11 protein-coding genes are annotated in these 15,955 nt (G+C 72.3%); all 11 read left to right on the forward strand.

Going from position 1 to position 15,955, the window contains the following annotated elements; translation table 11 throughout:
* Window positions 1-84: 84 nt before the first annotated feature.
* The 11 genes from obgE to WN71_RS02940 all read left to right on the forward strand — a co-directional run bounded on the left by obgE (window position 85) and on the right by WN71_RS02940 (window position 15,953).
* Window positions 85-1,521 carry a GTPase ObgE gene (gene obgE / locus WN71_RS02890; protein WP_046586718.1) on the forward strand — a complete coding sequence of 479 codons (1,437 nt, stop codon included), beginning with the start codon at window positions 85-87 and terminating at the stop codon, window positions 1,519-1,521.
* 755 nt (window positions 1,522-2,276) lie between these two features.
* On the forward strand, window positions 2,277-3,839 hold the full coding sequence (locus WN71_RS02895; protein ID WP_046586716.1) for an alkaline phosphatase D family protein: 1,563 nt from the start codon (window positions 2,277-2,279) through the stop codon (window positions 3,837-3,839).
* 199 nt (window positions 3,840-4,038) lie between these two features.
* Window positions 4,039-5,214: a hypothetical protein gene (locus WN71_RS02900; RefSeq protein ID WP_046586713.1), complete on the forward strand. Its 1,176-nt coding sequence runs from the start codon at window positions 4,039-4,041 to the stop codon at window positions 5,212-5,214.
* 196 nt (window positions 5,215-5,410) lie between these two features.
* Window positions 5,411-6,910, forward strand: coding sequence for a bifunctional cytidylyltransferase/SDR family oxidoreductase (locus tag WN71_RS02905; protein WP_046586710.1), 1,500 nt, complete (start codon window positions 5,411-5,413; stop codon window positions 6,908-6,910).
* A 140-nt stretch (window positions 6,911-7,050) separates the two neighbouring features.
* Window positions 7,051-9,099 carry a hypothetical protein gene (locus WN71_RS02910; protein WP_046586707.1) on the forward strand — a complete coding sequence of 683 codons (2,049 nt, stop codon included), beginning with the start codon at window positions 7,051-7,053 and terminating at the stop codon, window positions 9,097-9,099.
* Window positions 9,100-9,311: 212 nt separating this feature from the next.
* Window positions 9,312-10,571: a glycosyltransferase family 2 protein gene (locus tag WN71_RS02915; RefSeq protein WP_071369796.1), complete on the forward strand. Its 1,260-nt coding sequence runs from the start codon at window positions 9,312-9,314 to the stop codon at window positions 10,569-10,571.
* A gap of 153 nt (window positions 10,572-10,724) precedes the next feature.
* On the forward strand, window positions 10,725-11,852 hold the full coding sequence (proB, locus tag WN71_RS02920) for a glutamate 5-kinase (protein WP_046581708.1): 1,128 nt from the start codon (window positions 10,725-10,727) through the stop codon (window positions 11,850-11,852).
* A gap of 128 nt (window positions 11,853-11,980) precedes the next feature.
* Window positions 11,981-12,457 (forward strand): hypothetical protein, encoded by a 477-nt coding sequence (locus WN71_RS02925; protein ID WP_079177606.1) that lies wholly within the window; start codon window positions 11,981-11,983, stop codon window positions 12,455-12,457.
* Between the two features lie 259 nt (window positions 12,458-12,716).
* Entirely contained in the window at window positions 12,717-14,003 is a 1,287-nt protein-coding gene (locus WN71_RS02930) for a glutamate-5-semialdehyde dehydrogenase (protein WP_046581710.1), read from the forward strand.
* 187 nt (window positions 14,004-14,190) lie between these two features.
* Window positions 14,191-14,778, forward strand: coding sequence for an SCO2584 family spore wall biosynthesis protein (locus tag WN71_RS02935; protein WP_046581712.1), 588 nt, complete (start codon window positions 14,191-14,193; stop codon window positions 14,776-14,778).
* Window positions 14,779-14,879: 101 nt separating this feature from the next.
* Window positions 14,880-15,953, forward strand: a complete 1,074-nt coding sequence (locus tag WN71_RS02940) for an SCO2583 family membrane protein (protein WP_046581713.1) — start codon at window positions 14,880-14,882, stop codon at window positions 15,951-15,953.
* Window positions 15,954-15,955 lie beyond the last annotated feature (2 nt).

The raw sequence follows: 15,955 nt of genomic DNA on the forward strand, positions 1-15,955 counted from the left end.
GTCCGCCTTTCGCGTGTTACCCAAGTACTACCCCTACCCTCGCGGCCTCGCGGCCGGAGGGGACCCCCCAGGAGGCACTGAACCATGACCACCTTCGTGGACCGCGTCGAACTGCATGTCGCCGCGGGTAACGGAGGCCACGGCTGTGCCTCCGTCCACCGTGAGAAGTTCAAGCCGCTCGGCGGCCCGGACGGCGGCAACGGCGGCCGTGGCGGCGACATCGTGCTGACCGTCGACCAGTCGGTCACCACGCTGCTCGAATACCACCACTCCCCGCACCGCAAGGCCACCAACGGCAAGCCCGGCGAGGGCGGCAACCGCTCCGGCAAGGACGGCCAGGACCTGGTCCTGGTGGTGCCGGACGGCACGGTCGTCCTCGACAAGGCGGGCAACGTCCTCGCCGACCTGGTCGGCCACGGCACCTCGTACGTCGCCGCGCAGGGCGGCCGAGGCGGCCTCGGCAACGCGGCGCTGGCCTCGGCCCGCCGCAAGGCGCCGGGCTTCGCGCTGCTCGGCGAGCCGGGCGACTTCCGGGACATCGTGCTGGAGCTGAAGACGGTCGCCGACGTGGCGCTCGTGGGCTACCCGAGCGCGGGCAAGTCCTCGCTGATCTCGGTGCTCTCGGCCGCCAAGCCGAAGATCGCCGACTACCCGTTCACCACGCTGGTGCCCAACCTGGGCGTGGTGACGGCGGGTTCGACCGTCTACACCATCGCCGACGTGCCGGGTCTGATCCCCGGCGCCAGCCAGGGCCGGGGCCTCGGTCTGGAGTTCCTGCGCCACGTGGAGCGGTGCAGCGTGCTGGTGCACGTGCTGGACACCGCGACGCTGGAGTCCGAGCGCGACCCGGTCACCGACCTCGACATCATCGAGGAGGAGCTCAAGCAGTACGGCGGCCTCGACAACCGCCCGCGCATGGTCGTCCTGAACAAGATCGACGTGCCGGACGGCAAGGACCTCGCCGAGATGGTCCGCCCCGACCTGGAGGCGCGCGGCTACCGCGTCTTCGAGGTGTCGGCGGTGGCCCGCACCGGGCTGAAGGAGCTGTCGTACGCGCTGGCCGAGGTGGTCGCGAAGGCGCGCGCGGCGAAGCCGAAGGAGGAGGCGACCCGGATCGTCATCCGTCCGAAGGCCGTCGACGACACGGGCTTCACGGTGTCGCAGGAGGAGGACGGGCTGTTCCGGGTGCGCGGCGAGAAGCCCGAACGCTGGGTCCGCCAGACCGACTTCAACAACGACGAGGCCGTCGGCTACCTGGCCGACCGGCTCAACCGTCTCGGTGTCGAGGCCGAGTTGATGAAGGCGGGCGCCCGCGGGGGCGACGGCGTCGCGATCGGTCCCGAGGACAACGCGGTCGTCTTCGACTGGGAGCCGTCGGTGACCGCCGGTGCCGAGATGCTCGGCCGCCGCGGTGAGGACCACCGCTTCGAGGAGCCCCGCCCCGCCGCGCAGCGCCGCCGCGACCGCCAGGCCGAACGGGACGACGCGCAGGAGGAGTTCGACGGCTTCGAGCCGTTCTGACGGGGTCCCCTGCGGGGGGCTCGCGGGTTCTCTGTGGGTTCCTCAGCGGGGGGTTCGCGGGTTCTCTGCGAGGGCTTGCGGTCTTTCGCGGGGCCTGCGGGGCCCGCGCCTGGCCTGCGGGGCCTCTGTAGGGGGATTGTGACGGGGTCGGCCGATGGTTCGGCCGACCCCGGTTTTTTGTGCGCGGTCCGTGCCGGAGGCTCGGTGCGGGGATCCCTCGCGGGGCCGTGCGACGGGGTCGGTCGATGGGCGCCGGCCGCTTCGCGCTGCGCGCGCCGCGCGCCGCTGCTCGCGGCGGGGTGACCGGCGGGCCGGAGCCATGTCGCCGCGGCCCGCGGCTGTTCGGGGCTGCGCGCTCAGTGCCTGCGGCTGCCCGCGGCTGTGCGCCGCCTCCCGCGGCTGCGCGTCGCTGCCCGTGATGCACGCGGCTGCCTGCGGCTGTGCGCCGACTGCCCGCGGCTGCGCGCTCAGTGCCCGCCGCTCCCCGCGCCTCCCGCAGCCGCCGCCGCTCCCCGTCGACGCCCGCCGCGAGGCGACCGGCGCCAGGCGGCCGACGGTCCGGTGTCGTGTCGGCGCGTTCGTGCGTGGGCGTCGTGCGGCAAGATCTTTTCTGGTTCCGGTGGGGGCGCGCCTCGGTGGGTTTCCCGTTGTCGCCTGTTTGTCATGCACGCGATTGCCTTCGTTCAGGGGGCGGGCGGGCCGGCCGTGGGAGCTTGCGAGGGTCCATGAGGCCGGCGGGACGAGGGAGTTCGCCGATGACCGGAACGACCGAACCGCGGTTCCCCGACCGCCGCCGCTTACTGACGGCCGGAGCCGCCGCCCTGGGTGCCGCCGCCTCCGCCCAGCTCTGGCTGCCCGCCGGCCGGGCCCGCGCGGCCGCGGCCCCGTTGCCCGACGGCGTGTTCAGCCTGGGCGTCGCCTCCGGCGACCCGCTCCCGGACGGCGTCGTACTGTGGACCCGGCTGGCGCCCGACCCGCTGCACGGCGGCGGGATGCCCGACGAGACCGTTCCCGTCGCCTGGGAGGTCGCCGAGGACGAACGCTTCCGCAAGACCGTCCGCCGGGGCGTCGCCCACGCCCGCCCAGAGCTCGGGCACAGCGTGCATGTCGACGTCCGCGGACTGCGCCCGGGCCGCGCCTACTGGTACCGCTTCCGCGCCGGGAGCCAGTTCTCGCGCACCGGCCGCACCCGCACCGCGCCCCCCGCCCACCGCACCGGCGGCTCGCTGCGGGTCGCGCTCGCCTCCTGCCAGAACTGGCAGCACGGGTACTTCACGCCGTACGCCGACATGCTGGCCCAGGACCCGGACCTCGTCCTCTTCGTCGGCGACTACATCTACGAGTCCGCGCCCTCGGCGACCGCCGTACGCCGCCACGAGGGGACCGGGGAGCCGTACGGTCTGACCGAGTACCGCAACCGGTACGCGCAGTACCGCACCGACCCCGACCTCGCGGCGATGCACGCGAGCGTGCCCTGGGTGGTGACCTTCGACGATCACGAGGTCGACAACGACTGGGCCGGCGAGGTCCCGCAGGACCCTGACAAGCAGTCGCACGACGCGTTCACGGCCCGGCTGACCGCGGCCTTCCAGGCGTACTACGAGCACATGCCGGTCCGGGCGAGCGCCGTGCCGGACGGGCCGCACATCCAGATGTACCGCAGGCTGGAGTTCGGCCGGCTGGTCAGCCTCAACGTGCTGGACACCCGCCAGTTCCGCACCGACCAGGCGACCACCCAGGAGGGCGCCGAGTCGCCGTCGGCGACCATGCTGGGCCCCGCGCAGAAGCAGTGGCTGCTGGACGGGCTGCACCGCTCCACGGCCCGCTGGAACGTCGTCGCCTCGCAGATCATGATGGCCGAGACGGACCTGCGGATCGGCGACGGCAAGCTCTGGTACTACGACGCCTGGGACGGCTACCAGGTCGAACGCAACGCGCTGCTGCGGGAGTTCGCCGGGGTCCGCAACCCCGTCGTGCTCAGCGGCGACCGGCATCTGACGATGGTCAGCGACCTCAAGGAGGACTTCGCCGACCCCGCGTCCGCCGTCGTCGGCGCCGAGTTCGTCGGCACCTCCGTCTCCAGCAACGGCGACCAGGACCAGGCCGCCTTCCACGCCCAGTGGGACCCGCTGATGCCGGACAACCCGCACTGGAAGGTGATCGACGCCCATCGCGGCTACCACCTGTTCGACATCGCCCGGGACGGCATCGACGCCCGGGTCCGGGTGGTGGACACGGTCCTGGCGCCCACGGCGACCCCGAGCACCCTGGCCCGGCTGCGGGTCGAGGCGGGCGATCCGGGCGTGCGCCTGACGTGAGATGGGCCACACGAGAGGCCCGCGGCGGCCTGACCGAGGGTGACCGTGCGGTGACCTCCCGAAGGTGGGCCCGAGCGCCGGCGAACCCTAGTTGAACTCCTTAAGAACCAGGTCAGAAGGGGGTGTGGCCCTGGGATTCACAGGAGTCCCAGGGCGCTCTTAGGTAAGTCTCAGGTGAGTCTCTTACCGTCCCTTGACCATGGAGACGGACTGTACGAGACACCCCGGGGTCGCCCCCCTCGCTGCCGGCACCCGGCTGCTGCACATCGGCCCGCACAAGACCGGGACCACCGCCATCCAGGGCGCGCTGTTCGCCGCCAAGGACGACCTGCCGGCGCACGGTGTGGTGTTCCCCGCGCACAGCCGGCACCCGATGGAAGCCGCCCTCGCCGCCTGCGCGCGCCCCGCGATGATGGGCGACACGGTGCCGACCGAGAAGCACTGGACGCGACTGCTGGACGCGGTGCGCGCCTCGGGCGGCCGGACGTCCGTGGTGAGCAGCGAGTTCTTCGCCGACGCCCCGGACGACGCCACGGCCCTGCGGATCGTGGAGCAGCTCGGCGGTGAGCGCGTGCACGTCCTGGTCACGCTGCGCCCGCTGGCGCGGATCATGCCCTCGCAGTGGCAGCAGTACGTGCAGAACGGCCTGCGCATGGGATACGGCGACTGGCTGGAGCACATGCTCCGCAAGCCGCCGTACGAGGCCCCCAACCCGAGCTTCTGGCGGCGGCACCGGCACGACCGGCTGGTCGAGCGGTGGGCGCGGGTCGTCGGTCCCGAGCGCGTGACCGTCGTGGTGGTGGACGACCGCGACCGGGACGGACTGATGCGCACGTTCGAAAAACTCCTCGGTCTTCCCGAACAAATCCTGCAACCGGTTCCGGACACGGTGAATCGTTCTCTCACCTTGGCGGAGACGGAAATGGTAAGAAACCTGAACGTCGAATTCCGCGGCAATGGGCTCCCCGACGAGCTGTATTCGCGCCTCGTCCGCAACGGCGCCGTGCTGCATATGAAGAACGCCTGCAGTCCGACAGCCGATGATGTGAAGATCGTTACGCCGCGCTGGGCACTGGAATCGGCCGCCGCCGTCGGCGCCGAGTCGGCCGAGCGGATCGCCGGCCTCGGCGTCCGGGTGATCGGCGACACGGCCCTGCTGGGTGCCGTACCGGAGTCGGCGGAGGAGCCCCCCGCGAAGGCGCGGATCGCGCCCGAGGTGGCGGCCCAGGCCCTCTACGGAGCCCTCGCCGCCGTCGCGGCCACCGCTCCGGCAAGTGCGACGGGGTCCCAGGTGCGCACGGTGCACCAGACACCGTCCAAGGATCTGGTGAGAGTTCTGGGGCACCGGTGTCTGAAGAGGCTGCGCCGTCGTTGATCCAGCGTGAACGGACTCACAGGAATTACCGAGCCGATTCCGAGCAGGCGTGGAGGGTTGTCGTAGAGCGTCTTCGGCAGGGCAAGATGAATGAAGGGTTGCGCGCGTATATGCAGCGAACGGCGTTCACCTTGCAGAGCAGTTACTCGAAGTGGGACCATTTCCGGGTTCCGTGTCGCCACAAGGTAGGTCACCTGTGTCTCAGCCGATAGCCAAGCCCCGAACGACCGCGGTGGTCCTGGCCGGAGGAACCGGCCAGCGCGTAGGGCTGGCGATCCCCAAGCAGCTGCTGAAGATCGCCGGCAAGGCAGTCATCGAACACACCCTGACCACCTTCGAGAAGGCCGACTCCGTCGACGACGTCATCGTGCTGATGGCGCCGGGCTTCGTGCCGGACGTCGAGAAGATCGTGGCCAAGGCCGGGCTGCGCAAGGTCAGGGCCGTCATCGAGGGCGGCGCCACGCGCAACGAGACCACCGAGCGCGCCATCACGGCCCTCGGCGAGGGGCTGGCCGAGGGGGAGGACCTCAACGTCCTCTTCCACGACGCCGTGCGCCCGCTGCTCTCCCAGCGCGTCATCGACGACTGCGTCGCGGCGCTGGCGCGGTACGAGGCGGTGGACGTCGCGATCCCCTCCGCGGACACCATCATCGTCACGCGCACGCACGGCCAGGACGGCGAGTTCATCACCGAGATCCCGGACCGCTCCCGGCTGCGCCGCGGCCAGACGCCCCAGGCGTTCAAGCTCTCCACCATCCGCCACGCCTACGAGATCGCCGCCGGCGACCCCAACTTCCAGGCCACGGACGACTGCTCGGTGGTGCTCAAGTACCTGCCGGACGTGCCGATCCACGTGGTGGCGGGCGACGAGTACAACATGAAGGTCACTCAGCCGGTCGACGTCTTCATCGCCGACAAGCTCTTCCAGCTCGGCTCCACGGCCGCGCCGGAGCAGAAGAACGACGACGTCTACCGCGAACTGCTCACCGGCAAGACCGTGGTGGTCTTCGGCGGCTCCTACGGCATCGGCAAGGACATCGCCGAGATCGCGGGCGCGTACGGCGCCACCGTGTACGCGCTGGGCCGCTCCACCACCGGGACCCACGTGGAGAAGCCGGAGGAGGTCGACGACGCGCTGTCCAAGGCGTACGCGGAGACCGGCCGGGTCGACTACGTCGTCAACACCGCGGGCGTGCTGCGCATCGGCAGGCTCGCGGAGACCGACAACGCCACCATCGAGGAGGCGCTGAAGGTCAACTACCTGGCACCGGTGCAGATCGCCCGGTCGGCGTACAAGTACCTCGCCGAGACCAAGGGCCAGTTGCTGCTCTACACCTCCAGCAGCTACACCCGCGGCCGCGCCGAGTACAGCCTGTACTCCTCCACCAAGGCGGCCATGGTCAACCTGACCCAGGCGCTCTCGGACGAGTGGGCGGCCGAGGGCATCCGGGTGAACTGCGTGAACCCCGAACGCACCGCCACGCCCATGCGGACCAAGGCTTTCGGGGAGGAGCCCGCGGGCACGCTGCTCTCCTCCGAGGCCGTCGCCCGCACCTCCCTCGACGTGCTGTTGTCGGAGCTGACGGGCCATGTCATCGACGTGCGCCAGCAGGACCCGACGGCCGACGCCAGCAAGGCGTCCGGCTTCGAACAGGCCCTCGCGGGCGTGCTCGACCGGCATGACGACATGGCATAATCTGGGCAATTAGCCCTAAATGATTCAGGCCCTTGCGAGTGCTCGGCCATCGGGCATTCACGGGGGCCTGCGCCTTCCCGCAAGGCGCACTCCGCAACGTCACCACTGAAAACCGGCACCCCTCTCAGAGCAGGTTCTTCGTGATATCCACCGCTATTCGCGTCGCCCGGGTGGGCAGCGCGGCCGAGCTGGCGGCGGCGGCCCTGATGACGCTGGGCTATCCCGTCCTCATGCTCGCCGCGCTGCTCCCGAGCGTCCCCGCCTTCGCGGCCGCCGCCGCCGTGACCTATCTGGCGGACCAGTATCTGCACCACAAGGGCAGCTACCTGATCAACCGCCTGAGCAAGGTCCGTGCGGGCCTGTCGATCAGGTTCCTGATCCGGCAGCTGCTGCTCATCCTCCTGCTCGCACGGCTGTCCCTGTCCGACGATCTGATCTTCTTCGCCGCCATCGCGTGCTTCATCGGCTTCTACGGCCTCCAGGCCCCGCACGGCGCGCTGGTCACCCTGATCCGCAACCGCCGCCGGATGCCCGTCGCCACCCGCAACGTGGACCTCAAGGCGCGCATCCGCATCCCCGAGGCCCCGCCCCAGTGGCTGCTGAACCGTTCGGCGGAGAAGATCCTCCACCTCGACCTCGCCGCCGTGACGGGGCTGCTGATCGCCGCCGCCATGGACTCCGCGCTGCCCGCCTTCATCGGCATAGGGGTCACCCTCGCCCTCGGCTCCCTGTACGTGCTCGCGCTGGTGCCGTACGTGCGCGGCGGGCGGATCCCGCCGACCGCCGAGAAGGTCCTCGCCGCCATGGACGACTGGCTGCTGGAGTACCGGCCGGAGACGATCCTCTACTTCTCCGGCTCCAAGGACTCCGCCTACCAGGTCAACATGTGGCTGGAGACGATGGAGCAGCTGGACACCCGGCCGCTGATCATCCTGCGCGAGCGGGTCATCCTGCAGAACCTGGCGCCCACCACGGTCCCCGTCGTCTGCGTGCCCGGAGGGGTGCACCTGATGAACCTGGACCTGTCCACGGTGCGCGTCGCGCTCTACGCCGCGAACGTGGGCAAGAACATCCACCTGCTGCGCGTGCCCACCATGAAGCACGTGTTCATCGGCCACGGCGACAGCGACAAGCTCGCCAGCGTCAACCCGTTCAGCAAGGTCTACGACGAGGTGTGGACCGCCGGCCGTGCGGGCCGCGACCGCTACGCCATCGCCGACGTCGGCGTGCGCGACGAGGACATCGTGGAGGTCGGGCGCCCCCAGCTGGCCCCGATCCGGCCCTGGCGGGGCGTGCCCGAGGGCCGTGTCCCCACCGTGCTGTACGCGCCCACCTGGGAGGGCTGGGACGACGACCCCGGCAACACCTCGCTCGTGCTGGCCGGCGAGAACATCGTGCGCGCCCTCACCCAGGCGGACCCGCCGGTCCGGGTGCTGTACAAGCCGCACCCGTTCACCGGCACCGTCAGCCCCGAGGCGGCCGCCGCGCACCGGCGCGTCACGGCGCTGGTGGAGCAGGCCGCCCTCGAACGCGTGGCCGACGCCCGGTTCCCCCTCGACCCGGCCGCCCAGGACGCGGCGAAGGCGGAACTGGCCCGGATCGAGGCCCGGCTCGACGAACTGGCCGGCCACGGCGGCGACAAGGGCGACGAGGCCGACGCCACCCGCGACGGCGTGGTCGACCTCGCCCGGCACGGCGAGATCGCCCGGCTGCGCACCGAGTGGGACACCGCCTACTGGGCCTCCTTCGGCAGCCACGAGCACCGCGTCGTCGAGGGCGCCGAGCCGCGGCTGTACGACTGCTTCAACGTGTCCGACGCGATGGTCTCCGACATCTCCAGCGTCGTCTCCGACTTCATCGCGAGCGGCAAGCCGTACGCCGTCACCGACTCGGCGGAGCTGGGCGCGGAGGAGTTCAAGCGGCAGAACACCGCGGTGCGCGCCGCGGTGATCCTCTCCAACTCCGCCACCGAGCTGGGCGAGCTGCTGGCCGCGGTCCGCGACCGCGCGGCCGACCCGCTGGCGGAGGACCGGCGCGAGCTGAAGGCGTACCTGCTCGGGCCCGAGAAGCCGACGTCGATCGAGCAGTTCAACACGGCGGTCGCCGATCTCGGGCTCAAGGCCGACACGCGCAACGTCGGCCAGGAGGCGCGCGCCGCCACCGGCCCGGAGGCCGAACTGACCGGCTGACCCGCGCCGCCGGCCCCCCGCGCGGCGCCGCACGCACCGGCGCCGCAGGTCCGGCCCCCCGGGAACCTTCCCGGGGGGCCGAACTGTTCGCGCTCGCGCCGCGTATGTAACTGCGGCCGACGGCAGCGGTGACTGCGGTCGGCGACGGCCGCGACGGGCGGTCGACGGCGATCGCGACGCGCGGTCGGCGGCAGCGGGGACGAGGGGGAGACGTGAACGTCGCTCAGCCTGACGTCAGCGTGATCATCGGGGCGTACGACGCGATGCCCTACCTGGCCGAATGCCTGGACTCCGTCACGGCCCAGACGATCGACCCGGCCCGCGTCGAGGTGGTCGCCGTCGACGACGGCTCGACCGACGGCACCGGCGCCTTCCTGGACGAGTTCGCCGCCCGCGCCCCCATGCCGGTCACCGTGATCCACCAGGACAACTCCGGGGGTCCGAGCGGCCCGCGCAACATCGGCCTGGACAAGGCCGCCGGGCGGTACGTGTTCTTCCTGGACGCCGACGACCGGCTCGGCCCCGAGGCCCTCGCGCGCATGGTCGCCATGGCCGACCGCAACGGCACCGACGTGGTCCTCGGCCGCGTCGAGGGCGTCAACCGCACGGCGCCGAAGACCATGTGGGGCCGCAACCTCGAACGCACCGACGTCTTCTCCTCCCGGATCAAGTTCGCCCTCAGCGCCCAGAAGCTGTTCCGCCGCGCGCTGCTCGACCGCCACGGGATGCGTTTCGACGAGTCGCTGTGGACCGGCGAGGACGCCCTGTTCACGATGGAGGCGTATCTGCGCGCCGACGGCGTCTCCGTCGTCGCCGACCACACCTGCTACTACCTCGTGGGCCGCGACGACGGCAAACAGGTCACCAAGAACGGCAGTTACACCCTCCGCTTCGACTCCGCGCGCGCCCTGGCGGGGCTCATAGCGGACATGGTCCCGCCCGGGGAACGGCGCGACGCGCTGATGGTGCGGCCCTTCCTCATCACCCTGCTGCCGCAGTTCGGGCCCCGGTTCCTCAAGGACGACGAGGCCGTACGGCGGCACAAGTTCGAGCTCGCCAGGCCGCTGCTGGAGGCGTACTGGACGCCGGAGGCGGCCCGCCGGCTGCGGGTCGAGGAGCGGCTGCGACTGCACCTCGTGGCCGCCGGACGTCCCGAACTCCTCGTGGACGTGCTGGAGTTCATGAAGGCCAAGCGGCAGCCGAAGGCGGTGCTGGAGCGCCGCGGCACCCGGGTCCACCTGGCCTACCCGCACTTCCGCTCCGCGCGGGCCGGCATCCCCGACGCGGTCTACCGCGCCGAACCCCGCGAGGCCCGCGCCGTCGACGGCTACCGCGAGGGCGGCGGCACGGGGCTGTGGCGCCGGGCGGCGGGCACGGTGCGGCGGGTGGCCGGCCGGGCGCGGCGGCTGGTCGTCGCCGGGCCGCGGCGCGTGGCGGGCACGGTGCGGCGCGCCCGGCCGGCCCGCCGCTGACCCGCGTACGGACCACGCGTACGGACGGTGAACGGGTGATCGCACGGCGCATGTCCGCTGCGTGGACCGATGCGCGGCGCCGGGCGCTCTTCGCGTAGATTGCGGAAGCGGCGCGGCCGCAGGTCGGCGCGCACGCGACGCGAGGGGACGGAAGTGGCAAGCGCAAGGCAGGCCGTCAACGAGGCCCGCAGGATCGTCGTCAAGGTCGGCTCGTCCTCGCTGACCACCGCCGCGGGCGGCCTCGACGCCGACCGGGTGGACGCCCTGGTCGACGTCCTCGCCAAGAGCCGCAGCGGGGGAGAGCGCGAGGTCGTCCTCGTCTCCTCCGGCGCCATCGCCGCCGGCCTCGCCCCGCTGGGACTGCGCCGCCGCCCCCGCGACCTCGCCCGCCAGCAGGCCGCCGCCAGCGTCGGCCAGGGCCTGCTGGTCGCCCGCTACACCGCCTCCTTCGCCCGCTACGGCGTGCGCGTCGGGCAGGTGCTGCTCACCTCGGACGACATGAGCCGCCGCGCCCACCACCGCAACGCCTCGCGCACCCTCGACCAGTTGCTCAGCATGGGCGCCTTCCCGATCGTCAACGAGAACGACACCGTCGCCACGGACGAGATCCGCTTCGGCGACAACGACCGCCTCGCCGCCCTCGTCGCGCACCTGGTCCACGCCGATCTGCTGGTGCTGCTCTCCGACATCGACGGCGTCTACGACGGCGACCCCGCCAAGCCCGGCACCTCGCGGATAGCGGAGGTGCGGGGACCGGCCGACCTCGACGGCGTGGAGATCGGCAGCGCGGGCCGCGCCGGAGTCGGCACCGGCGGCATGGTGACCAAGGTGGAGGCGGCCCGGATCGCCGCCGCCGCGGGCATCCCGGTCGTGCTGACCAGCGCGGTGCACGCGGCCGAGGGGCTGACCGGCGGGGACACCGGCACCTACTTCCACCCCACCGGCAAGCGCTCCGCGGACCGGCTGCTCTGGCTCCAGCACGCCTCGACCCCGCAGGGCTCCCTCACCCTCGACGACGGCGCCGTGCGCGCGGTCGTCGAGCGGCGCACCTCGCTGCTCCCGGCCGGTATCGCCGCCGTGGAGGGCGAGTTCAGCGCGGGCGACCCGGTCGAGCTGCGCGACACCGCCGGACGCGCGGTCGCCCGCGGCCTGGTCAACTTCGACGCCAAGGAGATCCCCCTCCTCATCGGCCGCTCCACCCACGAACTCGCCCGCGAGCTGGGCCCGGAGTACGAACGCGAGGTCGTACACAGGGACGACCTGGTGCTTCTGCACCCGTAATCGGCCGAAACGTCCGCCCCGGCTGGTGGACGTTCCGCAAAACCGCCCCGCGAACCCTTGCGGCCTGCTCAACTTTGCTCAGGGACAGTTCCGCGCGGGCACCGCGTGACCGGGAGAAGGAGGCCGTCGTGAGACGAGTACGCCCTGGGGCGGCGGCGTCCCGCGGCGGTCTGACGAGCGTCGCGGCCGGTGAGGCCTTCGAGGCGGCCGCGGTCGCCCCCGAGGTCGGGGCGGCCGGTGACGCCTTCGAGGAGCCCACCGAACTGCCCCGGCTGTGGCACGTCACCCTCAGCGTCTCCGGTGCCGAGGTCCCGCTGAAGGACCTGAGGCGCGGACTCGAACAACTCGCCCACGACCACCCCTTCCTGCTGACCAGCCGCTACGCCAACGACCACGCGGAGATCCGCTACTGGGAGGAGGCCCGCGACCTGCACGACGCCGCCGCGGTCGCGCTGCGGCTGTGGGGCGAGCACCGGCGCAGCGCCGACCTGCCGGCCTGGGAGATCGTCGGCCTGGAGGTCATCGACCGGGAGACCTACCACCAGCGCGTCGCCGAGGGCTACGGACCGCCGCCGGCCGCCCCGGTAGGGGTTCATCCCTTCTGACCTTTTCGGCCATTTCCGCGCGGGGACGCGTGCGCGGGGCGGGCGTCGACGAGGCGGGTCCGGCGGGGCGGCGCCCGACGGAGCGAGCCCGGGCGGGGCCCGGCGGAGCGAGCCCGGGCGGTGCCCGACGGGGCGAGGTGACGGGCGTGGGCGCGCGAGGAGCGGCGGGCGGAGTTCGCCCGCTTTGGCACGGTTACGGTGGCGTCTCGGTGTGCGGGACGAACCCAGGGCGCGCGCCGGTCCGCACTACGCTTCCCGTATGACCACGCTCTCGCCGTACGACTCCATGTCCCCGGTCACCCGGGCCGCCTACCGTGCCAAGGCCGCCGCCGCCGATCTCGCGCCGCTGCCCCGGTCCGAGAAGGACGACGCGCTGCTCGCCATCGCGGACGCGCTGGAGGTCCGTACCGCCGAGATCGTCGAGGCCAACGCCAAGGACGTCGCCAAGGCCCGCGAGGCCGGCACCAGCGAGTCCGTCGTGGACCGGCTCACGCTCACCCCCGAGCGGGTCCGCGCCATCGCCTCCGACGTGCGGGACGTCGTCTCCCTGCCCGACCCGGTCGGCGAGGTCGTCCGCGGCTCCACCCTCCCCAACGGCATCGATCTGCGCCAGGTCCGCGTCCCGCTCGGCGTGGTCGGCATCATCTACGAGGCCCGTCCGAACGTCACCGTCGACGCCGCCGCCCTCTGCCTGAAGTCCGGCAACGCGGTGCTGCTGCGCGGCTCGGGCTCGGCCTACGAGTCGAACACCGCCCTCGTCCGGGTGATCCGGGACGCCGTGGGCGGCGCCGGGCTGCCCGCCGACGCCGTCCAGCTGGTGCCCGGCGAGGGGCGCGAGAGCGTGCGCGAGCTGATGCGCGCCCGCGGCCTGGTCGACGTGCTGATCCCGCGCGGCGGCGCCTCGCTGATCCAGACCGTCGTCTCCGAGTCCACCGTCCCGGTGATCGAGACCGGCACCGGCAACTGCCATGTCTACGTCGACGCGCACGCCGACATCGACATGGCGATCGACATCCTGATCAACTCCAAGGCCCAGCGGGTCAGCGTCTGCAACGCCGCCGAGACCCTGCTCGTCCACCAGGACATCGCCCCCGTGTTCCTGCCCCGCGCCCTGGACGCGCTCGCCGACGCCGGCGTCACCGTGCACGCCGACGACCGCGTGCTCGCGTACGCCAAGGACTCCCGGGCCACGGTCGTCGAGGCCGTCCCCGAGGACTGGGAGACGGAGTACCTCTCCTACGACATCGCCGCCGCCGTCGTCGACTCGCTCGACCGGGCCGTCGAGCACATCCGGCTGTGGACCTCCGGGCACACCGAGGCGATCGTCACCACCTCCCAGCAGGCCGCCCGCCGCTTCACCCGGTTGGTCGACTCCACCACCGTCGCCGTGAACGCCTCCACCCGGTTCACCGACGGCGGTCAGTTCGGCTTCGGCGCGGAGATCGGCATCTCCACCCAGAAGCTGCACGCCCGCGGGCCGATGGGACTGCCGGAGCTGACCAGCACGAAGTACATCGTCACAGGCGACGGGCACATCCGGCGCTGAGTCCGGCCGCCGTCCGGGAGCGGGGCGCGCACCCGCCCCGCACGCGGGCGCGACCGCCCGTACGACCCCGGCGCACGGCTCGCACATGCGCCCAGCACGGTCGCCGCGCGACCGGAAGTCGTCTCACCAGGCGGATGAATTTCCATACCGTCTGCCCAAATTGACCCCTCAGGTCTACTCTGGATCCGTGCCGGAGGACGTGGGGGGCACGCCGTTCCCTGACGGCTGGGAGCCCGACGACGACCACGACCACGGGGTGCCGGACGACGAGTTCGCCTCCGTGGTCTTCGACGAGGCCTTCGTACGGGCGGCCGTGGTGCACGAGCCGACCGCCGTCGAACGCCTCCTGGCGGCCGCCCAGGCGAGAGCCGAGGCGTCCGAGGCCGAGGCGCGCCGCGCGCACGGACGGCGCGCCCGCGGCGACGACGAGCGCTACGACGACGGCTACGGCCCCGACGGGCCCGACTTCGGCCACGACGACGACCTCGACGACCTGGACGACGCCGAAGTCCTGGACGGCCGCTACCGGACCCCCAGGGCGTACGGCAAACAGGTCCGCTGGCACCGTCCCGTGGCCTGGATGCTGGCGCTCGTGATGGGCATCGGCATGGTCGCGCTGGCCTTCACGGCGGTCTACCGCGGAGCCTCCTCGGACAACCGCGACCAGGTGCCGCCACCCGCCTCGACCGGACTCGAACAGGGCGGCGCACTGGCCCCCTCCGCGTCGGCCGACTACTCGCAGGGTCCCGTTCCCGCGAGCCCGCGCAGCCCCTGAGCGGCGAACCGCACGCAGCGTGACCGTCCTGGTGAGAACCTGTCAGAACTTGTCGTACACCAGGGCGTTTACCTGAGTCTCCGGAGACCTACTCTGAAGGTATGGGAGGGCCTGGAGACCCACCGGAGGGGACACCCGAGGGCGCCCCGGGCGGTGCGGAGGACGAATACCGATCCGTCGTCTTCGACGAGTCGTTCGTCCGAGCTGCCCGCCTCCAGGAGTACTCCGCGCAGGAACGCATCGCCGACCACGCGCCCGCCGTGCGCCGCCGCCCGCCGCTGCGCCGGGGGCTGTCCCGGCAGGCCCTGCTGCTCGTCCTGCTGATCGCCCTCGCCTTCGGCACCGCGATCTACATGGGCGTCCGCACCCCGTACGAGGCGTCCCAGACCGAACGGCAGCCCGTCGAACCCCTGCGGATGACCGTCATCCCGCTCTCCCCGCTGGGCAAGGTCCCCGGCGCCGCCGACGCCGAGTACCTCTACGCGCACAGCCCCGCCGCGCAGTTCGGCGTGGGCGCCGCGGGCATCCCGCTGCCGGCCACCCGCAGCACCGCGCACTTCTCGGACAGCCAGGTGCTCGCCGCCCTGACCACGGCCAAGGACTACATCGTGCGGTCCTCGCTCTACCCCGAGGTGCTCTTCGGTAAGACGGTCAGCCCCGCCCGGGTCCTGGTCGACCCCGACCAACTCGACCAGTTCGACCAGAGCTTCGAGCACCCCGTCGCCGACGGACGGCACGCGCCCACCGGATGGCTGGTCCGCTTCGACCCGGCCCACGCCCAGCTCGCCGACGACAGGATCCGCGTCGAGGGCACCCTGGAGGCCACCGAGACGGACGCCGACACCCTGGAGGTCACCGCGGACCACACCATCGTCTACGCGCTGCGGGCCACCGGCGCCAAGGCCGGTGCCGCGGTCTCCCTGTTCACCGTCCGCCGCCGGCTCCAGTTCCGCTTCGACGCCGACGACCTGCGCGAGCGCCAGACCCAGCTGGTGGTCACGTCCCTCCAGGCCGGGCCGCTGTCCTGCGGGCAGGACGCCACCAGCCGGCTGCACCCGCTGCTCGCCGGCCAGACCGCCGCGGCGGGCACCCCGGCCGGCACCGACCCCTACGCCACGGACGGCGCCACGGCCCTGTGCGGCACCCTGGCGACGAGCGCGGAACCGAAGGTCTGAAG

It is taken from the genome of Streptomyces mangrovisoli (genome assembly GCF_000974985.2).
Lineage (GTDB): Bacteria > Actinomycetota > Actinomycetes > Streptomycetales > Streptomycetaceae > Streptomyces > Streptomyces mangrovisoli.

What these genes read in the sequence shown, in the direction of transcription:
- obgE (WP_046586718.1), top strand. Translation starts at nt 85, where the DNA reads ATGACCACCTTCGTGGACCGCGTCGAACTGCATGTCGCCGCGGGTAAC.
- WN71_RS02940 (WP_046581713.1), top strand. Translation starts at nt 14,880, where the DNA reads ATGGGAGGGCCTGGAGACCCACCGGAGGGGACACCCGAGGGCGCCCCG.
- WN71_RS02930 (WP_046581710.1), top strand. Translation starts at nt 12,717, where the DNA reads ATGACCACGCTCTCGCCGTACGACTCCATGTCCCCGGTCACCCGGGCC.
- WN71_RS02895 (WP_046586716.1), top strand. Translation starts at nt 2,277, where the DNA reads ATGACCGGAACGACCGAACCGCGGTTCCCCGACCGCCGCCGCTTACTG.
- WN71_RS02900 (WP_046586713.1), top strand. Translation starts at nt 4,039, where the DNA reads ATGGAGACGGACTGTACGAGACACCCCGGGGTCGCCCCCCTCGCTGCC.